General features: G+C 61.5%; 11 protein-coding genes and 1 pseudogene. 2 read left to right on the top strand and 10 right to left on the bottom strand.

The features are described 5' to 3' along the window. Window positions 1-140: 140 nt before the first annotated feature. The 8 genes from gcvP to arcD (PseAD21_RS28145) form a co-directional block, all read right to left on the bottom strand. Complete coding sequence (gene gcvP, locus PseAD21_RS28185; protein WP_102358994.1) at window positions 141-2,993, bottom strand: aminomethyl-transferring glycine dehydrogenase; 2,853 nt, start codon at window positions 2,991-2,993, stop codon at window positions 141-143. An 11-nt stretch (window positions 2,994-3,004) separates the two neighbouring features. Then, on the bottom strand, window positions 3,005-3,388 hold the full coding sequence (gene gcvH / locus PseAD21_RS28180) for a glycine cleavage system protein GcvH (protein ID WP_102358993.1): 384 nt from the start codon (window positions 3,386-3,388) through the stop codon (window positions 3,005-3,007). Window positions 3,389-3,822: 434 nt separating this feature from the next. Next, window positions 3,823-5,331, bottom strand: coding sequence for a sigma-54-dependent transcriptional regulator (locus tag PseAD21_RS28175; protein WP_102358992.1), 1,509 nt, complete (start codon window positions 5,329-5,331; stop codon window positions 3,823-3,825). Window positions 5,332-5,533: 202 nt separating this feature from the next. Next, entirely contained in the window at window positions 5,534-5,896 is a 363-nt protein-coding gene (locus PseAD21_RS28165) for a DUF5064 family protein (protein ID WP_102358990.1), read from the bottom strand. A gap of 61 nt (window positions 5,897-5,957) precedes the next feature. Further along, on the bottom strand, window positions 5,958-6,887 hold the full coding sequence (arcC, locus tag PseAD21_RS28160; RefSeq protein ID WP_102358989.1) for a carbamate kinase: 930 nt from the start codon (window positions 6,885-6,887) through the stop codon (window positions 5,958-5,960). Window positions 6,888-7,037: 150 nt separating this feature from the next. Further along, the gene (locus PseAD21_RS28155; RefSeq protein ID WP_096818276.1) at window positions 7,038-8,048 is read right to left on the bottom strand and encodes an ornithine carbamoyltransferase; all 1,011 of its coding nucleotides are present in this window, start codon (window positions 8,046-8,048) and stop codon (window positions 7,038-7,040) included. A 69-nt stretch (window positions 8,049-8,117) separates the two neighbouring features. Then, entirely contained in the window at window positions 8,118-9,374 is a 1,257-nt protein-coding gene (gene arcA / locus PseAD21_RS28150; protein ID WP_102358988.1) for an arginine deiminase, read from the bottom strand. Window positions 9,375-9,408: 34 nt separating this feature from the next. Next, the gene (gene arcD, locus PseAD21_RS28145; RefSeq protein ID WP_102358987.1) at window positions 9,409-10,836 is read right to left on the bottom strand and encodes an arginine-ornithine antiporter; all 1,428 of its coding nucleotides are present in this window, start codon (window positions 10,834-10,836) and stop codon (window positions 9,409-9,411) included. Between the two features lie 505 nt (window positions 10,837-11,341). Between arcD (PseAD21_RS28145) and arcD (PseAD21_RS28140) the strand changes: the two genes are divergently transcribed. Further along, window positions 11,342-12,769 carry an arginine-ornithine antiporter gene (arcD, locus tag PseAD21_RS28140; RefSeq protein WP_102358986.1) on the top strand — a complete coding sequence of 476 codons (1,428 nt, stop codon included), beginning with the start codon at window positions 11,342-11,344 and terminating at the stop codon, window positions 12,767-12,769. Further along, window positions 12,766-13,629 (top strand): DNA-3-methyladenine glycosylase, encoded by an 864-nt coding sequence (locus PseAD21_RS28135; RefSeq protein ID WP_102358985.1) that lies wholly within the window; start codon window positions 12,766-12,768, stop codon window positions 13,627-13,629. Before arcD (PseAD21_RS28140) ends, PseAD21_RS28135 begins: the two co-directional genes overlap by 4 nt. Window positions 13,630-13,738: 109 nt before the next feature. On the opposite strand, the gene PseAD21_RS28130 is transcribed toward PseAD21_RS28135, so the two are convergent. Continuing rightward, window positions 13,739-15,085 carry a CoA transferase gene (locus PseAD21_RS28130; RefSeq protein ID WP_102358984.1) on the bottom strand — a complete coding sequence of 449 codons (1,347 nt, stop codon included), beginning with the start codon at window positions 15,083-15,085 and terminating at the stop codon, window positions 13,739-13,741. Between the two features lie 191 nt (window positions 15,086-15,276). Beyond that, window positions 15,277-15,491, bottom strand: a pseudogene (locus tag PseAD21_RS28125) (methyl-accepting chemotaxis protein); the annotation flags it as partial.

Here is a 15,491-nt window from a genome sequence, read left to right as displayed (position 1 = left end):
GGGAGCGGGCTTGCTCGCGAATGCGGTGTGTCAGGCAACATTGATGGCGACTGATACACCGCATTCGCGAGCAAGCCCGCTCCCACTTTGGGATCTATGGTTTTGCTGAAATCGGGGCAGGTAAACCCGCCCCTCATTCTTTAAGCGTAGCTTTCGATCGACGGGCAGGCGCACACCAGGTTGCGGTCGCCGAACACGTTGTCGACGCGGCCGACCGGCGGCCAGTATTTGCCTTCGATCAACGACGCCACTGGATACACCGCTTGCTCGCGGCTGTACGGATGGGTCCACTCGCCGACCAGCTCTGCCGCCGTGTGCGGGGCGTTCTTCAGCGGGTTGTCGTCCTTGTCCAGGGTGCCGTTTTCCACTGCGCGGATTTCTTCGCGGATACGGATCATGGCGTCGCAGAAGCGGTCCAGTTCTTCCTTGGATTCACTTTCGGTCGGCTCGATCATCAGCGTGCCCGCGACCGGGAACGACATGGTCGGGGCGTGGAAGCCAAAGTCGATCAGGCGTTTGGCAACGTCATCGACGCTGATCCCGCTGCTGTCTTTCAGTGGGCGCAGGTCGAGGATGCATTCGTGCGCCACCAGACCGTTGCTGCCGGTGTACAGCACCGGGTAGTGCTCTTCGAGGCGACGGGAAATGTAGTTGGCGTTGAGGATCGCCAGTTGCGAAGCACGCTTCAGACCCGCCCCACCCATCATGCGAATGTACATCCAGGTGATTGGCAGAATGCTCGCGCTGCCGAACGGTGCTGCGCAGACCGCACCTTCTTTGCGCTCCATCTGGCCATGGCCCGGCAGGAACGGGGTCAGGTGCGACTTGACGCCGATCGGGCCGACGCCCGGGCCGCCACCGCCGTGTGGAATGCAGAAGGTTTTGTGCAGGTTCAGGTGGCTCACATCGCCGCCGAACTTGCCCGGTGCGCAGAGGCCGACCATCGCGTTCATGTTGGCGCCGTCGATGTACACCTGGCCGCCGTTGTCGTGAATGATCCCGCAGATTTCGCGGATACCTTCTTCGAACACGCCGTGGGTCGACGGGTAGGTGATCATCAGCGCGGCGAGGTGTTCGCGGTGCTCGATGGCTTTGGCGCGCAGGTCTTCGATGTCGACGTTGCCACGGGCATCGCACGCGGTCACGACCACGCGCATGCCAGCCATGTTGGCGGTGGCCGGGTTGGTGCCGTGGGCGGACGAGGGGATCAGGCAGATATCGCGGCGCTCGTCGCCACGGCTCTGATGGTAAGCACGAATCGCCAAGAGACCTGCGTATTCACCTTGCGAACCGGCGTTCGGTTGCAGCGAAATCGCGTCGTAACCGGTGGCGGCGCAGAGCATCGCTTCCAGTTCATCGGTCAGTTGCTGGTAACCGGCGCTCTGTGCGGCGGGGGCGAACGGGTGCAGGGCGCCGAATTCGGCCCAGGTTACCGGGATCATTTCGCTGGCGGCGTTGAGTTTCATGGTGCACGAACCCAGCGGGATCATGGTGCGATCCAGTGCCAGGTCCTTGTCCGCCAGTTTGCGCAGGTAGCGCATCAGCTCGGTTTCCGAGTGATAACGGTTGAACACCGGGTGGCTGAGGATCGGCGACTGACGTACCAGCGCGGCCGGGATGGTGCTTTGCACGGAAGCGGCGAGGGCAGCGAAGTCCGGCAGGGTCTTGCCGTCGGCGAACAGGCTCCACAGGGTTTCGATGTCAGCCTGAGTGGTGGTTTCGTCGACCGACAGGCCCAAACGCTGAGCGTCGATCACGCGCAGGTTGATCTGCTGAGCGTGCGCCTTGTCGTGCAGTGCGGCGGTCTGCGCGCCGGTGGCGAGGGTCAGGGTGTCGAAGAAGCTGTCCTGCTCGACTTTCGCGCCCAGTGCGCTCAGGCCCTTGGCGAGAATCGCGGTCAGGTGATGCACGCGGTTGGCGATCTGGGTCAAGCCTTTCGGGCCGTGGTAGACGGCGTACATGCTGGCGATGTTGGCCAGCAGCACCTGGGCGGTGCAGATGTTCGACGTGGCCTTCTCGCGGCGGATGTGTTGCTCGCGGGTCTGCATCGCCAGGCGCAGGGCCGGTTTGCCGAAGCGGTCAACCGACACGCCGACCAGACGGCCGGGCATATCACGCTTGAATGCATCCTTGGTGGAGAAGTACGCGGCGTGCGGGCCACCGAAGCCCAGCGGCACGCCGAAGCGTTGCGCGGAACCGATGGCGACGTCAGCGCCGAACTCGCCCGGGGCGGTCAATAGGGTCAGGGCCAGCAGGTCAGCGGCCACGGCGACCAGCGCGTTGGCGGCGTGGAAGCGTTCGGTCAGTTCACGGTAGTCGAACACATCACCGTTGCTGGCCGGGTATTGCAGCAGCGCGCCAAAAAACGGCGTCACGTCGCTCAGTTCACGCTCATCGCCCACCACAACGTCGATACCCAACGGCTCGGCACGGGTGCGCAGCACGTCGAGGGTTTGCGGGTGGCTGTGGATCGAGGCGAAGAATTGGTGGCTGCCCTTGTTCTTGCTCAGGCGTTTGCAGAAGGTCATGGCTTCGGCAGCGGCGGTGGCTTCGTCGAGCAACGAGGCGTTGGCGATCGGCAGACCCGTGAGGTCGCTGATCATGGTCTGGAAGTTCAACAGTGCTTCGAGACGGCCCTGGGAAATTTCTGGCTGGTATGGGGTGTAAGCGGTGTACCAGGCCGGGTTTTCCAGCAGGTTGCGCAGGATCGGCGACGGCGTGTGGCAGTTGTAGTAGCCCTGGCCGATGTAGGTCTTGAACAGCTGGTTCTTGCCGGCGATGGATTTGATCATCGCCAGGGCGTCGGCTTCACTCAGGCCGTCGTCCATGCCGAGCACGCTGGTGCCCTTGATGCTTTCCGGAATCACGCTGGCGCTCAGCGCTTCGAGCGAATCGAAGCCGAGGCTGTTGAGCATGGCTTGCTCGTCACCGGCGCGCGGGCCGATGTGACGGGCAATGAATTCGTTGGCGGTGCCGAGGTTTACTTGGGTCATGTCGCTACTCCTCAGGCTTCGGCTTGGGCTTTGATCAGACGGTCGTAGGCGTCCTGATCCAACAGTTTTGCCACAGCCGATGCATCGCTTGGCTGGAAGCGGAAGAACCAGCCTTCGCCCAGCGGGTCTTCGTTGACCAGTTCCGGAGCGTCTTCCAGCGCCGGGTTGACTTGCAGCACGTCGCCGTCGAGCGGCATGTACACGCCGCTGGCGGCTTTCACCGATTCCACGGTGGCGGCTTCGGCGCCTTTTTCGTAAGCCTGCAGGTCAGGCAGTTGCACGAACACCACGTCCCCCAGAGCGTTCTGCGCGAAAGCGGTGATGCCGACAGTAACGCTGCCGTCAGCTTCGGTGCGCAGCCATTCGTGATCTTCAGTAAAACGCAACTCGCTCATGGAAACTCCTAAGGGGGCCAGACTCGTCTGGTGGACGCGGTGGAAGGCTCGGGCGGTAATGCCCTGATTTTATGAGCGGTTACTTAGCAAGAACGCGGCCAGCTTGTATTTATCTATATAAAACAATGAGTTATGTGTTTTTGGTGAGAGTGCTTGGTGAAGGTGTGTAGCGAAATCGCTACAGATCAGGGCAAGGAAAAAAGCTGAAGCGGATCAAAGCCTTGCACAGCGGTCGCTGGAGGAGGGTGTAGCGAAATCGTTCCGCTGTAGCGCTTTCAGTACAGACGGAGGTCGTTTTTGAACGGATTTCGAATCCGTCACAAATCATTGTAGGAGTGAGCCTGCTCGCGATAGCAATGTGTCAGACGCCGCACATGTTGAATGTCAGACCGCTATCGCGAGCAGGCTCACTCCTACAGGGAATGGGGAGGCACTCAGGCTTTGTTGGGAATGCCGTACTTGCGCAGGCGATGGGCAATCGCGGTGTGCGAAGTTTGCAGGCGGCTCGCCAGTTGGCGGGTCGAGGGGTAGCTGACGTAGAGCTTTTCCAGCAGTGAACGCTCAAAGGCTTCGACCGCTTGTTCAAGGCTGTCGACGTCGCTGTCGGTTTGCCGTGCGACCGAGGTACCGGCGATGTCGAGATCGCCGATATCCACCAGACTGCTTTCGCAAATCGCTGCCGCACGGAAGATCACGTTCTGCAACTGCCGCACGTTACCCGGCCAGCGGTTGCCGAGCAGCGCCGGATAGGTGCCGGGGGCGAGGCGGCAGACCGGACGCTGGATCTGCGCGCAGGCCTGCTGCATGAAATAGCGCGCCAGCAGCAGGATGTCCTGACCGCGTTCGCGCAGCGGCGGCACTTCGACGTTGAGCACGTTGAGCCGGTAGAACAGGTCTTCGCGGAACAGGCCTTCGCTGACCATTTTTTCCAGGTCGCGGTGGGTGGCACTGAGGATCCGCACGTTGACCTTCACCTCACGATCACCGCCAACGCGACGGAAGCTGCCGTCATTGAGGAAGCGCAATAACTTGGCCTGCAAGTACGGCGACATCTCGCCGATCTCGTCGAGAAACACCGTGCCCTGGTTGGCCAGTTCCATCAGCCCCGGTTTGCCGCCTCGCGCCGCGCCGGTGAAGGCGCCGGGGGCGTAGCCGAACAGTTCGCTCTCGGCGAGGTTCTCCGGCAGCGCGGCGCAGTTCAGTGCCAGGAACGGCGCGCTGTACCGCGCACTGATGGCGTGACAGGCGCGGGCCACCAGCTCTTTACCGGTGCCGGTTTCGCCCTGAATCAGCAGCGGCGCATCGAGCGCCGCCACCCGTTGTGCGCGGGCCTTGAGGGTGCGGATCGCCGGGGACTCGCCGAGCAGCGCATCGAAACCTTCGGCATGGTCGTGGTGCAGTGCCGAGAGCTGTTCGCCGATACGGTTCGGCTGATACAGGGTCAACAGCGCGCCGGCGTCGGTGATCGGTGTGGCGTCGAGCAACAGGGTCTGGCCGTTGACGGTGATTTCCCGCAGCGGCAGGCGGAAGCCCTGTTCGAGCAGGGTGTCCAGCAGGCCGGGATCGTTGAACAATTCGGAGACACTTTCCCCCGCCGGCTCACGCCCGTACAGCGCGATCAAGGCCGGGTTGGCCAGCAGTACCTTGCCAGCGCTGTCCAGTGCCAGCACCGGATCGGTCATTGCCGCGAGCAACGCATCGAGCTGCAAGTGCCGACGCTGGCCGGGGAGGATGTCGACCACGGTCACCGCTTCCACGCCGAGCACACGAAACAGCGCATCTTTCAGTTCTTCGAGCACTTGCGGGCTCAAGGTCGGCGCGTCGATGTAGACGTTGGGCGGAATCATCTCCACCGCATCCAGATTGAGATTGCGCCCACCGAGGATAGCCAGGACTTCCTGGGTGATGCCGACGCGGTCGATGAAGCTGACGTGGATACGCATGGGGCGGTTCAGTGTTCTGCAGTGCGGAGGGGGGCAAGTATGCCTTGGGGCGGGCTAATGGTGAAACCTGTGTCCTGCGCTGATCGTTCCCATGCTCCGCGTGGGAATGCATCCCGTGACGCTCTGCGTCACAGCGGACGCGGAGCATCCGTGGCGGCATTCCCACGCAGAGCGTGGGAACGATCAATGTGCAAAATCCAGGTTATTCGAAATGCTCGAGATTGACCGGGTCGCCGGATTGCATATTCAACTGCTTGCGGATGTCTTCAAACATTAAGTCGTAATGTTTGTGCACCGAACCGATCTGGCTGTGGGTCTTGGGAATCCCGTATTTTTCGGCGATCCGGGTCACGTCGCGGGCGAAGTTGTAAGCCTCTTCCTTGGGCAGGAAAAACGTTTCCTTCATGTCCTTGCCCTGCATGCTGCCATGCAGGGTGAACTGTATCCCTTTGCCTTTTTGCGGGTCGGTGAACACTTCATAGTCGAGGTGCACGTTGTAATTGACGTCATCGTCGGTCAACGCGTGCCGCTCGATGTGCAGACGACCGGGTTCGAATTGGGCCATGGGTTTCTCCTTTCAAGGCATGGGAGAAGGGCAGACCTTGAGCCTGCCCCGGAGTTTATAATTATCGATAGCTGATACCCGGCTTCGCCGTGCTGACGCGAGTACCCGCAGAGCCCTGGACAATCGCTTCGATGTCCGCGAGCGAGCCGATCACCGCGACTTTGCCAGTATGGCGTGCGAATTCGCAGGCTGCCTGCACCTTCGGTCCCATGGAGCCGGCGGCAAAGCCCAGGCGTTCCAGTTCATCCGGATGCGCCTCGGCGATGGCTTTCTGCGTCGGTTTGCCGTAGTCGATGAACGCCGCGTTGACGTCGGTGGCGATCACCAGCAAGTCGGCTTCCAGTTGCTCGGCCAGCAACGACGAGCACAGGTCCTTGTCGATCACCGCCTCGATGCCCTTGAGGTTGCGGTGCTCGTCGTACATGGTCGGAATCCCGCCGCCACCGGCGCAGATAACGATGCTGCCCTTGTCCAGCAGCCATTTGATCGGACGGATTTCGAAGATGCGTTTCGGCCGTGGGCTGGCGACCACGCGGCGGAACTTGTCACCGTCCGGGGCGATGGCCCAGCCTTTTTCGGCGGCGAGTTTTTCCGCTTCAGCCTTGTCGTAGACCGGGCCGATCGGTTTGGTCGGGTTCTGGAACGCCGGGTCCTTGGCGTCGACTTCAACCTGGGTCAGCAGGGTGGCGAACGGCACCTCGAAGTCCAGCAGGTTGCCCAGTTCCTGTTCGATGATGTAGCCGATCATGCCTTCGGTTTCGGCACCGAGCACGTCCAGCGGGTAAGGGGTGACGGAGGTGTAGGCTGCCGCTTGCAGCGACAGCAGGCCGACTTGCGGGCCATTGCCGTGGGCGATGACCAGTTGGTTGCCGGGATGGATCTTGGCGATTTGCTCGGTGGCGATGCGGATGTTGGCGCGCTGGTTGTCAGCAGTCATCGGTTCGCCACGGCGGAGCAGGGCGTTACCGCCCAGAGCTACGACGATACGCATGGTGCATGTCCTTCTAAAACAGAGGAATGTTGATCGTTCCCACGCTCTGCGTGGGAACGCCGCCACGGACGCTCCGCGTCCGCTGTGACGCAGAGCGTCACGGGATGCATTCCCACGCAGAGCGTGGGAACGATCATGGATCAGCAGTGGTTACAGATCAGCCAGGGTCGAGACCAGAATCGCCTTGATCGTGTGCATGCGGTTTTCCGCTTGCTCGAAGGCGATACAGGCTGGCGACTCGAACACGTCGTCGGTCACTTCGATGCCGTTGGCCAGGTGCGGATATTGCTCGGCGATCTGTTTGCCGACCTTGGTATCGCTGTTGTGGAACGCCGGCAGGCAATGCATGAACTTGGTGCGCGGGTTGCCGGTGGCTTTCATCAGCTCTTTGTTGACCTGGTACGGCAGCAGTTGCTGGATACGCTCGGCCCATGCTTCCACCGGTTCGCCCATCGATACCCAGACGTCGGTGTGGATGAAGTCGACGCCTTTGACCGCCGCTTTCGGGTCATCGGTCAGGGTGATGCGTGCACCGGATTCTTCCGCGTATTTCTTGCAACGATCGACCAGATCGTCATGCGGCCACAGGGCTTTCGGCGCGCAGATGCGCACGTCCATGCCGAGTTTGGCGCCGACCAGCAGCAACGAGTTGCCCATGTTGTTGCGTGCATCGCCGAGGTAGGCGTAGCTGATTTCATGGATCGGCTTGTCGGCGTGTTCACGCATGGTCAGCACGTCGGCGATCATTTGCGTCGGGTGATATTCGTCGGTCAGGCCGTTGAACACCGGCACGCCAGCGAACTTCGCCAGTTCTTCGACGATTTCCTGCTTGAAGCCACGGTACTCGATGGCGTCGTACATGCGACCCAGCACGCGGGCCGTGTCTTTCATGCTTTCCTTGTGGCCGATCTGCGAGGAGTTCGGGTCGATGTAGGTGACGTTGGCGCCTTGGTCGTAGGCCGCCACTTCGAACGCGCAGCGGGTGCGGGTCGAGGTTTTTTCGAAGATCAGGGCGATGTTATTGCCCTTCAGGTGCTGCTGCTCGGTGCCGGTGTACTTGGCGCGTTTGAGGTCGCGGGACAGGTCGAGCAGGTAACGCAGCTCACGTGGGGTGTGGTGTTCCAGGCTGAGCAGGTTACGGTTGTGAATGTTGAACGCCATGATGATTCTCCTTGGATTCGGTAATCGGCCCGGCCGCTACGGGATGGGTGCGGCCGGGGAGATGGCCGTTTAGTAATCGATTGGGTCGCGGATGATCGGGCAGGTCATGCAGTGGCCGCCGCCACGGCCGCGACCGAGTTCGCCGGCGCTGATGGTGATGACCTCCACGCCTGCCTTGCGCAGCAGGGTGTTGGTGTAGGTGTTGCGGTCGTAGCCGATGACCACGCCCGGCTCCACGGCCACCACGTTGTTGCCGTCGTCCCATTGCTCGCGTTCAGCGGCGAAGCTGTTGCCACCGGTTTCCACCACGCGCAGTTTCGGCAGGTTGAGGGCTTTGGCCACGGTGTCGAGGAAGGTGCCTTCTTCGCGGCGGATGTCGATGCCGCCCTGTTTGCTTTCGTCAGGGCGCAGGGTGAACGCGACGATCTGGTTCACCACTTCCGGGAAGATCGTCACCAGGTCGCGGTCGCAGAAGCTGAATACGGTGTCCAGGTGCATCGCCGCACGGGACTTCGGCAGGCCGGCGACGATGACTTTTTCCACGGCTTTGTTCTTGAACAGGTTCAGCGCCAGTTGGCCGATGGCCTGGCGAGAAGAGCGCTCGCCCATGCCGATCAACACCACACCGTTGCCGATCGGCATGACGTCGCCGCCTTCCAGGGTCGAGCTGCCGTGATCCTTGTCCGGGTCGCCGTACCAGATCTCGAAATCGGCGTTGGTGAACTGCGGGTGGAATTTGTAGATGGCAGTGGTCAGCAGGGTTTCCTGACGGCGCGCCGGCCAGTACATCGGGTTCAGGGTCACGCCACCGTAGATCCAGCAGGTGGTGTCACGGGTGAACTGGGTGTTCGGCAGCGGCGGCAGAATGAAGCTGGAGTGGCCGAGGAAATCGCGGTACATCTCGATGATCTTGCCACCGAAGCTGTCCGGCAGATCATCGGCAGACACGCCACCGATCAGGAACTCGGCGATGCGCCGTGGCTCCAGGCTACGCAGCCAGGATTTCACTTCGCTGATCAGGCCCAGGCCCACCGAATCGGCGGTGACCTTGCGTTCCAGGATCCAGTCCAGCGCTTCAGGGATGGCGACGATATCAGTCAGCAGGTTGTGCATTTCCAGCACGTCGATCCCGCGTTCACGCATCTTGGTCACGAAGTCGAAGTGGTCGCGCTTGGCCTGGGCGACCCACAGCACATCGTCGAACAGCAGTTCATCGCAGTTGTTCGGGGTCAGCCGCTGGTGGGCCAGACCTGGGGAGCAAACCATGACTTTGCGCAGTTTGCCGGCTTCGGAATGGACGCCGTACTTAACTTTTTCCGTGGTCATTGCAGTGATCCTCCAGAGATAAAACGTTGGGCAATTACAGAGTCAGGAAGCCGTCGTAGAGACCGTAGGCCGCCACCAGGGCACCGACGACCACCGCGGCGAAAATCAGCTTCTCGACGTTGGTGAAAACCGCTTGTTTGAGTTCCAGCTTGGCCTTGGCGAACAGGATCGCGCCGGGGGCATACAGCAGGGCCGAAAGCAGCAGGTACTTGACCCCGCCGGCGTACAGCAGCCAGACCGCGTAGACCAGGGCGATACCGCCGATGATCAGGTCCTTGCGCCGCTCGGCCACGAAGCCTTCGTAGGTTTCGCCGCGCACCGCCAGCAGCAGGGCGTAGGCCGCCGACCACAGGTACGGCACCAGAATCATCGAGGTGGCGAGGTAGATCAGCGACAGGTAAGTACTGGCCGAGAACAGGGTGATAATCAGGAAAATCTGCACCATCGCGTTGGTCAGCCACAGGGCGTTGACCGGTACGTGGTTGGCGTTCTCCTTGCGCAGGAACTCCGGCATGGTGTGATCTTTGGCGGCGGCGAACATGATCTCCGCGCACAGCAGCACCCACGACAGCAGTGCCCCGAGCAGCGAGATGATCAGACCGACGCTGATCAGCACCGCGCCCCAGTGACCGACCACGTGCTCGAGCACGGCAGCCATCGACGGGTTCTGCAGTTTGGCCAGTTCTGGCTGAGTCATGATGCCCAGTGACAGCACGTTGACCAGCACCAGGAACAACAGCACGGTGATGAAACCGATCACGGTGGCCTTACCTACATCGGAACGCTTCTCCGCCCGTGCCGAGAAGATGCTCGCACCCTCGATGCCGATGAATACCCACACGGTGACCAGCATCATGTTGCGCACCTGGTTCATCACGCTGCCCAGATCCGGGTTTTTCACGCCCCAGATGTCAGCGGTGAAGATGTCCAGTTTGAACGCGAAGATCGCGATCAGGACGAACAGCAGCAGCGGCACAACCTTGGCGACGGTGGTTACCAGGTTGATGAACGCCGCTTCCTTGATCCCGCGCAGCACCAGGAAATGCACGGCCCACAGCAGCACCGAGGCGCCGATGACCGCCGCCACGGTGTTGCCCTCACCGAAAACCGGAAAGAAATAGCCGAGGGTGCTGAACAGCAGAACAAAGTAACCCACGTTGCCCAGCCAGGCGCTGATCCAGTAACCCCAGGCGGACGAGAAACCCATGTAATCGCCGAAACCGGCCTTGGCGTAGGCGTAGACACCGCCGTCCAGATCAGGCTTGCGATTGGCGAGGGTTTGAAAGACAAAAGCGAGGGTGAGCATGCCGACAGCGGTGATGGCCCAGCCGATCAATACCGCGCCGACGTCGGCACTGGCGGCCATGTTTTGTGGCAAAGAGAATATCCCGCCACCGATCATTGAGCCGACTACCAATGCAACCAGTGCACCTAGTCGTAGTTTTCCGGGAGCTTCAGACATTGCATGACTCCATTGCAGGAGAGAAGAGTTCACAGCGTAATGCTGTTGCCTGTTCAAACAGCTGACTTAGATCAGTTCATGGCCACATTCCATTGTTAATGAATGACTTATGAAAGAGCTGATGGCATAAAGCTGCTGCCCGAAGAGGCCTATTCCAGAGGCTTCTGGCAGGTGTGGTTGGGAATTGCTCCTATTACTTTCGAATTATCACGCTAGTTGCTTTTCAGCTTTTGGCAAATTTTTCACATCTGTTTTCAGTACAGAATCGAATAATCAGGATCTGCGCACAAAAGCGACTAGCCGTGTTAGGCGTTAGCGTGGTTGGCTATATATAAGAGGCGTTAATTGGCGTTATTCAATAAACGTACTTACGCTTTATCCGTTTAGTTAATACCCAGAAACAGACACACCTTGTGGCGAGGGGATAAATCCCCTCGCCACAGGTATAACTCGCCACAGGTATAAACAGGTTTCGAGAACCTTTGTCAGGAAAAGGGAGACTGGAATGTCGCAACCGACGCAAAAGCTTCGCCTTGGTGCGTTGATCGCCCTGGTGGTGGGTTCGATGATTGGCGGGGGGATTTTTTCCCTGCCGCAGAACATGGCGGCGCGCGCCGATGCCGGGGCGATCCTGATCGGCTGGGGCATCACCGCCATCGGCATGCTGACTCTGGCCTTCGTGTTCCAGACCCTGGCCAATCGCAAACCCGAGCTGGATTCCGGCGTCTACGCCTACGCCAAGGCCGGGTTTGGCGACTACATGGGGTTCTCGTCCGCGTGGGGTTACTGGATCAGCGCCTGGCTGGGCAACGTCGGTTATTTCGTGTTGCTGTTCAGCACCCTCGGTTACTTTTTCCCGGTGTTCGGCCAGGGCAACACGCCGATCGCCATCGGCTGTGCGTCGGTGCTGTTGTGGGCCGTGCATTTTCTGGTGATGCGCGGGATCAAGGAGGCGGCGTTCATCAATCAGGTGACCACGGTTGCCAAGATCGTGCCGCTGATCATGTTCATCGTCATTGCGGCGGTGGCGTTCAAGGCCGACATCTTCACCCGCGACATCTGGGGTCACAGCAACCCGAGCTTCGGCGGGGTGATGGATCAGGTGCGCAACATGATGCTGGTCACGGTGTTCGTGTTCATCGGTATCGAGGGCGCCAGCGTGTACTCGGCACGGGCGGAGAAACGCACCGATGTCGGGCGCGCCACGGTGATCGGTTTCGTCGGTGTGCTGGCGCTGCTGGTGCTGGTCAACGTGCTGTCGCTGGGGATCATGAGCCAACCGGAACTGGCGACCCTGCAGAACCCGTCGCTGGCGGCGGTGCTGGAACACATCGTCGGGCCCTGGGGTGCGTTGCTGATCAGCCTCGGTCTGGCGGTTTCCCTGCTCGGCGCGTTGCTCTCGTGGGCGCTGCTGTGCGCCGAAATCCTGTTTGCCACAGCGCGGGACAAGACCATGCCGGCGTTCCTGAAAAAGGAAAACGCCAACCACGTGCCGGTCAATGCGCTGTGGCTGACCAACGTGATGATCCAGGTTTTTTTGCTGATCACGCTGTTTTCCGCCGGCACCTACACCAGTCTGATCTACCTTGCTTCGTCGATGATCCTGGTGCCGTACCTGTGGTCGGCAGCTTACGCGGTGCTGCTCAGCGGGCGCGGCGAAACCTATGAACACGCCTCGGCCGAACGCACCAAGGACCTGCTGATCGGCGGCATCGCCCTGTGTTACGCGGTGTGGCTGTTGTACGCCGGCGGGGTCAAATATTTGCTGCTGTCGGCGCTGCTGTATGCGCCGGGGGTGGTGTTGTTTGCCAAGGCCAAGCATGAGCAGGGCCAGCCGTTGTTCACCCATGTCGAGAAGCTGATTTTCACCTGCGTGATCATCGGTGCGGGGCTGGCGGCGTATGGCTTGTACAGCGGTGTGCTGTCGTTGTGAGGTTGGCGCTGGCTTATCAGCCGCCTTATGACTGGGACGCGATGCTGGGGTTTCTTGCAGCGCGGGCGGTGGTCGGGATGGAGACGGTGGTTGATGGCGTTTATTCGCGCAGCATCGGCTTGCACGGGGTGCATGGCACGGTGTCGGTGTGGGCGGGCGCGGCGGATGCGCTGGAAGTCGAGCTGGATTTTCCTGATCCGGGCGCCGAACCCGAGATCGTCCGGCGCTTGCGCCGTCTGTTTGATCTGGATGCCGATCTGGCGCTGATGCAACGGCATCTGGCTGCCGATCCGCTGCTGGCGCGGTTGATTGCCGAGCGCCCGGGGCTGCGCGTGCCGGGTGCGTGGGACGGTCTGGAACTGGCCTTTCGCGCAGTGCTGGGGCAGCAGATTACCGTGGTCGCGGCGATTCGCCTGGCGGGAAAACTGCTCGCGCACTATGGCGCAGCGTTGCGCTCGGCGGTGCCGGGTCTGACTCATGTATTTCCCGAGGCGCTAGTACTGGCGGCGGCTGATCTGGCTGCGCTGGGCATGCCGAAAAGTCGCGGGCGGACGCTCTCGGGCGTGGCGCAGGCGTTGCTGGAGGATCCGCTGTTGTTCGAGCCGAATCGCGAGGGCGGTGTGGCGCGGTTGCTGGCGTTACACGGGATTGGCGAGTGGACGGCGCAGTACATTGCGCTGCGGCAGTTGCGCGATATGGACGGGTTTCCCCATGGCGATGTCGGGTTGTTACGGGCGCTGGAAGTGCTGGAAGGCACGCGGCCTTCGGCGCGGGAACTGGCTGATCGGGCTGAGGCCTGGCGACCCTTTCGCGGGTATGCGGCGCAGGTGTTGTGGACGTCTTTGAGCAGGGCGGATTGATCCTGATTTTATGTTTTCAGTTCTGGCCTCTTCGCGAGCAGGCTCGCTCCCACAGGGGGAGCGCATTTCAAATGTGGGAGCGAGCCTGCTCACGAAAGCGGTCAGAGGGTCACCACTGTGGGCGATGCGAACCCAGTTCGGTTGCCGGCAACGCCCATTGCAGTGGCGTCCCACTGATCTTCACCGGCGCCAGCAAGCGGTGCGCTGGCCCCCAGGGTGTCTGTTCCACCCACGAGCTTTGATCCTGCGCCTCTTCGGCGCGCAACGCCTCGCCAGCCCCCGGCCCATGCTCGATCAGCAGTTTGGCGGTGCGCGCCAGTGACAACCGCGCCGAGCCGCCCCGGCCAGTCTTCAAACGTTCCGTCAAAAGCCGGATCGCACTCGCCGCCATCAGATAACCGGTCGCATGGTCCAGCGCCTGCACTGGCAGCGGCGTGGGTTTGTCGGCCTGCTTCCAGCGCTGTCCGGCCTCGGCGATGCCGCTGCTCATCTGCACCAGGCTGTCGAAGCCGCGGCGGTTCTGCCACGGGCCGCTCCAGCCGTAGGCGTTGAGGCAGACGTCGATCAGCCCCGGAGCCAGTTGCCGACGGCGCTCGGCGCCGAAACCGAGGTGTTCCAGCGCATCGGCGCGGTAGCCGTGCAGCAGGATGTCGGCGTCCTTCAAAAGGTTTTCAAACAGTGCACGATCGGCTGGTTGATGCAGATCCAGCCGTGCGCAGCGTTTGCCGAGGGTGACTTCCGGCACCACGCCTGGTTCGTTCCAGGTCGGCGGATCGATGCGCAGCACATCGGCACCGAGCCCCGCGAGAAAGCGGCTGGCGGTAGGGCCGGCGAGCACGCGGGTCAGGTCCAGCACCTTGAGGCCAGCCAGCGGTTGCGCCACTGAGCCTTGCCATGTGGTGGCCTTTTCATCTTGCGAATCGATGAAATGCACCAGCGGTTCGGCGTTCACCGCCAGCCCCTGCGGATGCTGCTGCCACTGCGTCCAGTTGCGCATTTGCGCGGCACAGCCCTTGGCGTCGACCACCGCTTGCTCCAGATCGGCACTGCTCCATTGCGCGACTTTCGCTGCCATCGCGGCACGGTCGGCGCAGGCTCCCAGCACACTTTCGGCGGCGGCGCGGTGATGCGGGGCATTGGTGTGCAGGCGGATCCAGCCATCCTGTGTCGCGTAGTCACCGGCCACCGGGTCCCACAGCGGCGGGACTTCCCAGCCCATCGGACGCAACGAGGTGGCGAACCAGAACGAGGCCAGGCGTCGGTCGACTTCGACGGCAGGCAGCTTCCCGGTTTGTTGCTGGAGCAGTTCGGCGACGGCCTGACCGGCAGCGGCGATGCTGGCGCAGGCCAGATCGGTGACGGCGAACGCCGAGGGCAGAGCGCCACGGGCGGTGATGGGAATAGGCGTGTGTGGCAAGCCGAGTGCGGCTTGAATGGACGTGAGTAAATCAGTCATCGAAGGCCCTCCGGGAGAGAGGGCGATGATAGTGCAAAAGAATCTCGAGTCAGATGAAAACGCCAGCGGGTGAACACTTACCCCTGTGGGAGCGAGCCTGCTCGCGAAAGCGGTGGATCAGTCACATTAATCTTGAATGTGCTGCCGTCTTCGCGAGCAGGCTCGCTCCCACAGGGATTCTTGCAGGTTTGCTAGACGCGGAATTGATCCATCAGCTTCATCTGCTGGCTCGCCAGGGCATTCAGTTGGCTGCTGATTGCCGCCGATTCGGTGGCCTGTTCAGTCAGCGTTTCAGTCACGGTGCGAATCGCCGAGACGTTGCGGTTGACCTCTTCGGCCACGGCGCTCTGCTGTTCGGCGGCGCTGGCGATCTGCAGGTTCATGTCGCTGATCACCGTCACCGCAT

Source organism: Pseudomonas sp. AD21 (assembly GCF_002878485.1).
Lineage (GTDB): Bacteria > Pseudomonadota > Gammaproteobacteria > Pseudomonadales > Pseudomonadaceae > Aquipseudomonas.
Note: the sequence above shows the minus strand (reverse complement) of the source record. Positions and strands in the feature narration are given on the sequence as shown.

Bases quoted from the DNA above. Each gene is read 5' to 3' on its own strand.
- arcC (WP_102358989.1), bottom strand. From the start codon at position 6,887: ATGCGTATCGTCGTAGCTCTGGGCGGTAACGCCCTGCTCCGCCGTGGC.
- PseAD21_RS28165 (WP_102358990.1), bottom strand. From the start codon at position 5,896: ATGGCCCAATTCGAACCCGGTCGTCTGCACATCGAGCGGCACGCGTTG.
- gcvP (WP_102358994.1), bottom strand. From the start codon at position 2,993: ATGACCCAAGTAAACCTCGGCACCGCCAACGAATTCATTGCCCGTCAC.
- gcvH (WP_102358993.1), bottom strand. From the start codon at position 3,388: ATGAGCGAGTTGCGTTTTACTGAAGATCACGAATGGCTGCGCACCGAA.
- PseAD21_RS28130 (WP_102358984.1), bottom strand. From the start codon at position 15,085: ATGACTGATTTACTCACGTCCATTCAAGCCGCACTCGGCTTGCCACAC.
- arcA (WP_102358988.1), bottom strand. From the start codon at position 9,374: ATGACCACGGAAAAAGTTAAGTACGGCGTCCATTCCGAAGCCGGCAAA.
- arcD (WP_102358987.1), bottom strand. From the start codon at position 10,836: ATGTCTGAAGCTCCCGGAAAACTACGACTAGGTGCACTGGTTGCATTG.
- arcD (WP_102358986.1), top strand. From the start codon at position 11,342: ATGTCGCAACCGACGCAAAAGCTTCGCCTTGGTGCGTTGATCGCCCTG.
- PseAD21_RS28155 (WP_096818276.1), bottom strand. From the start codon at position 8,048: ATGGCGTTCAACATTCACAACCGTAACCTGCTCAGCCTGGAACACCAC.
- PseAD21_RS28175 (WP_102358992.1), bottom strand. From the start codon at position 5,331: ATGCGTATCCACGTCAGCTTCATCGACCGCGTCGGCATCACCCAGGAA.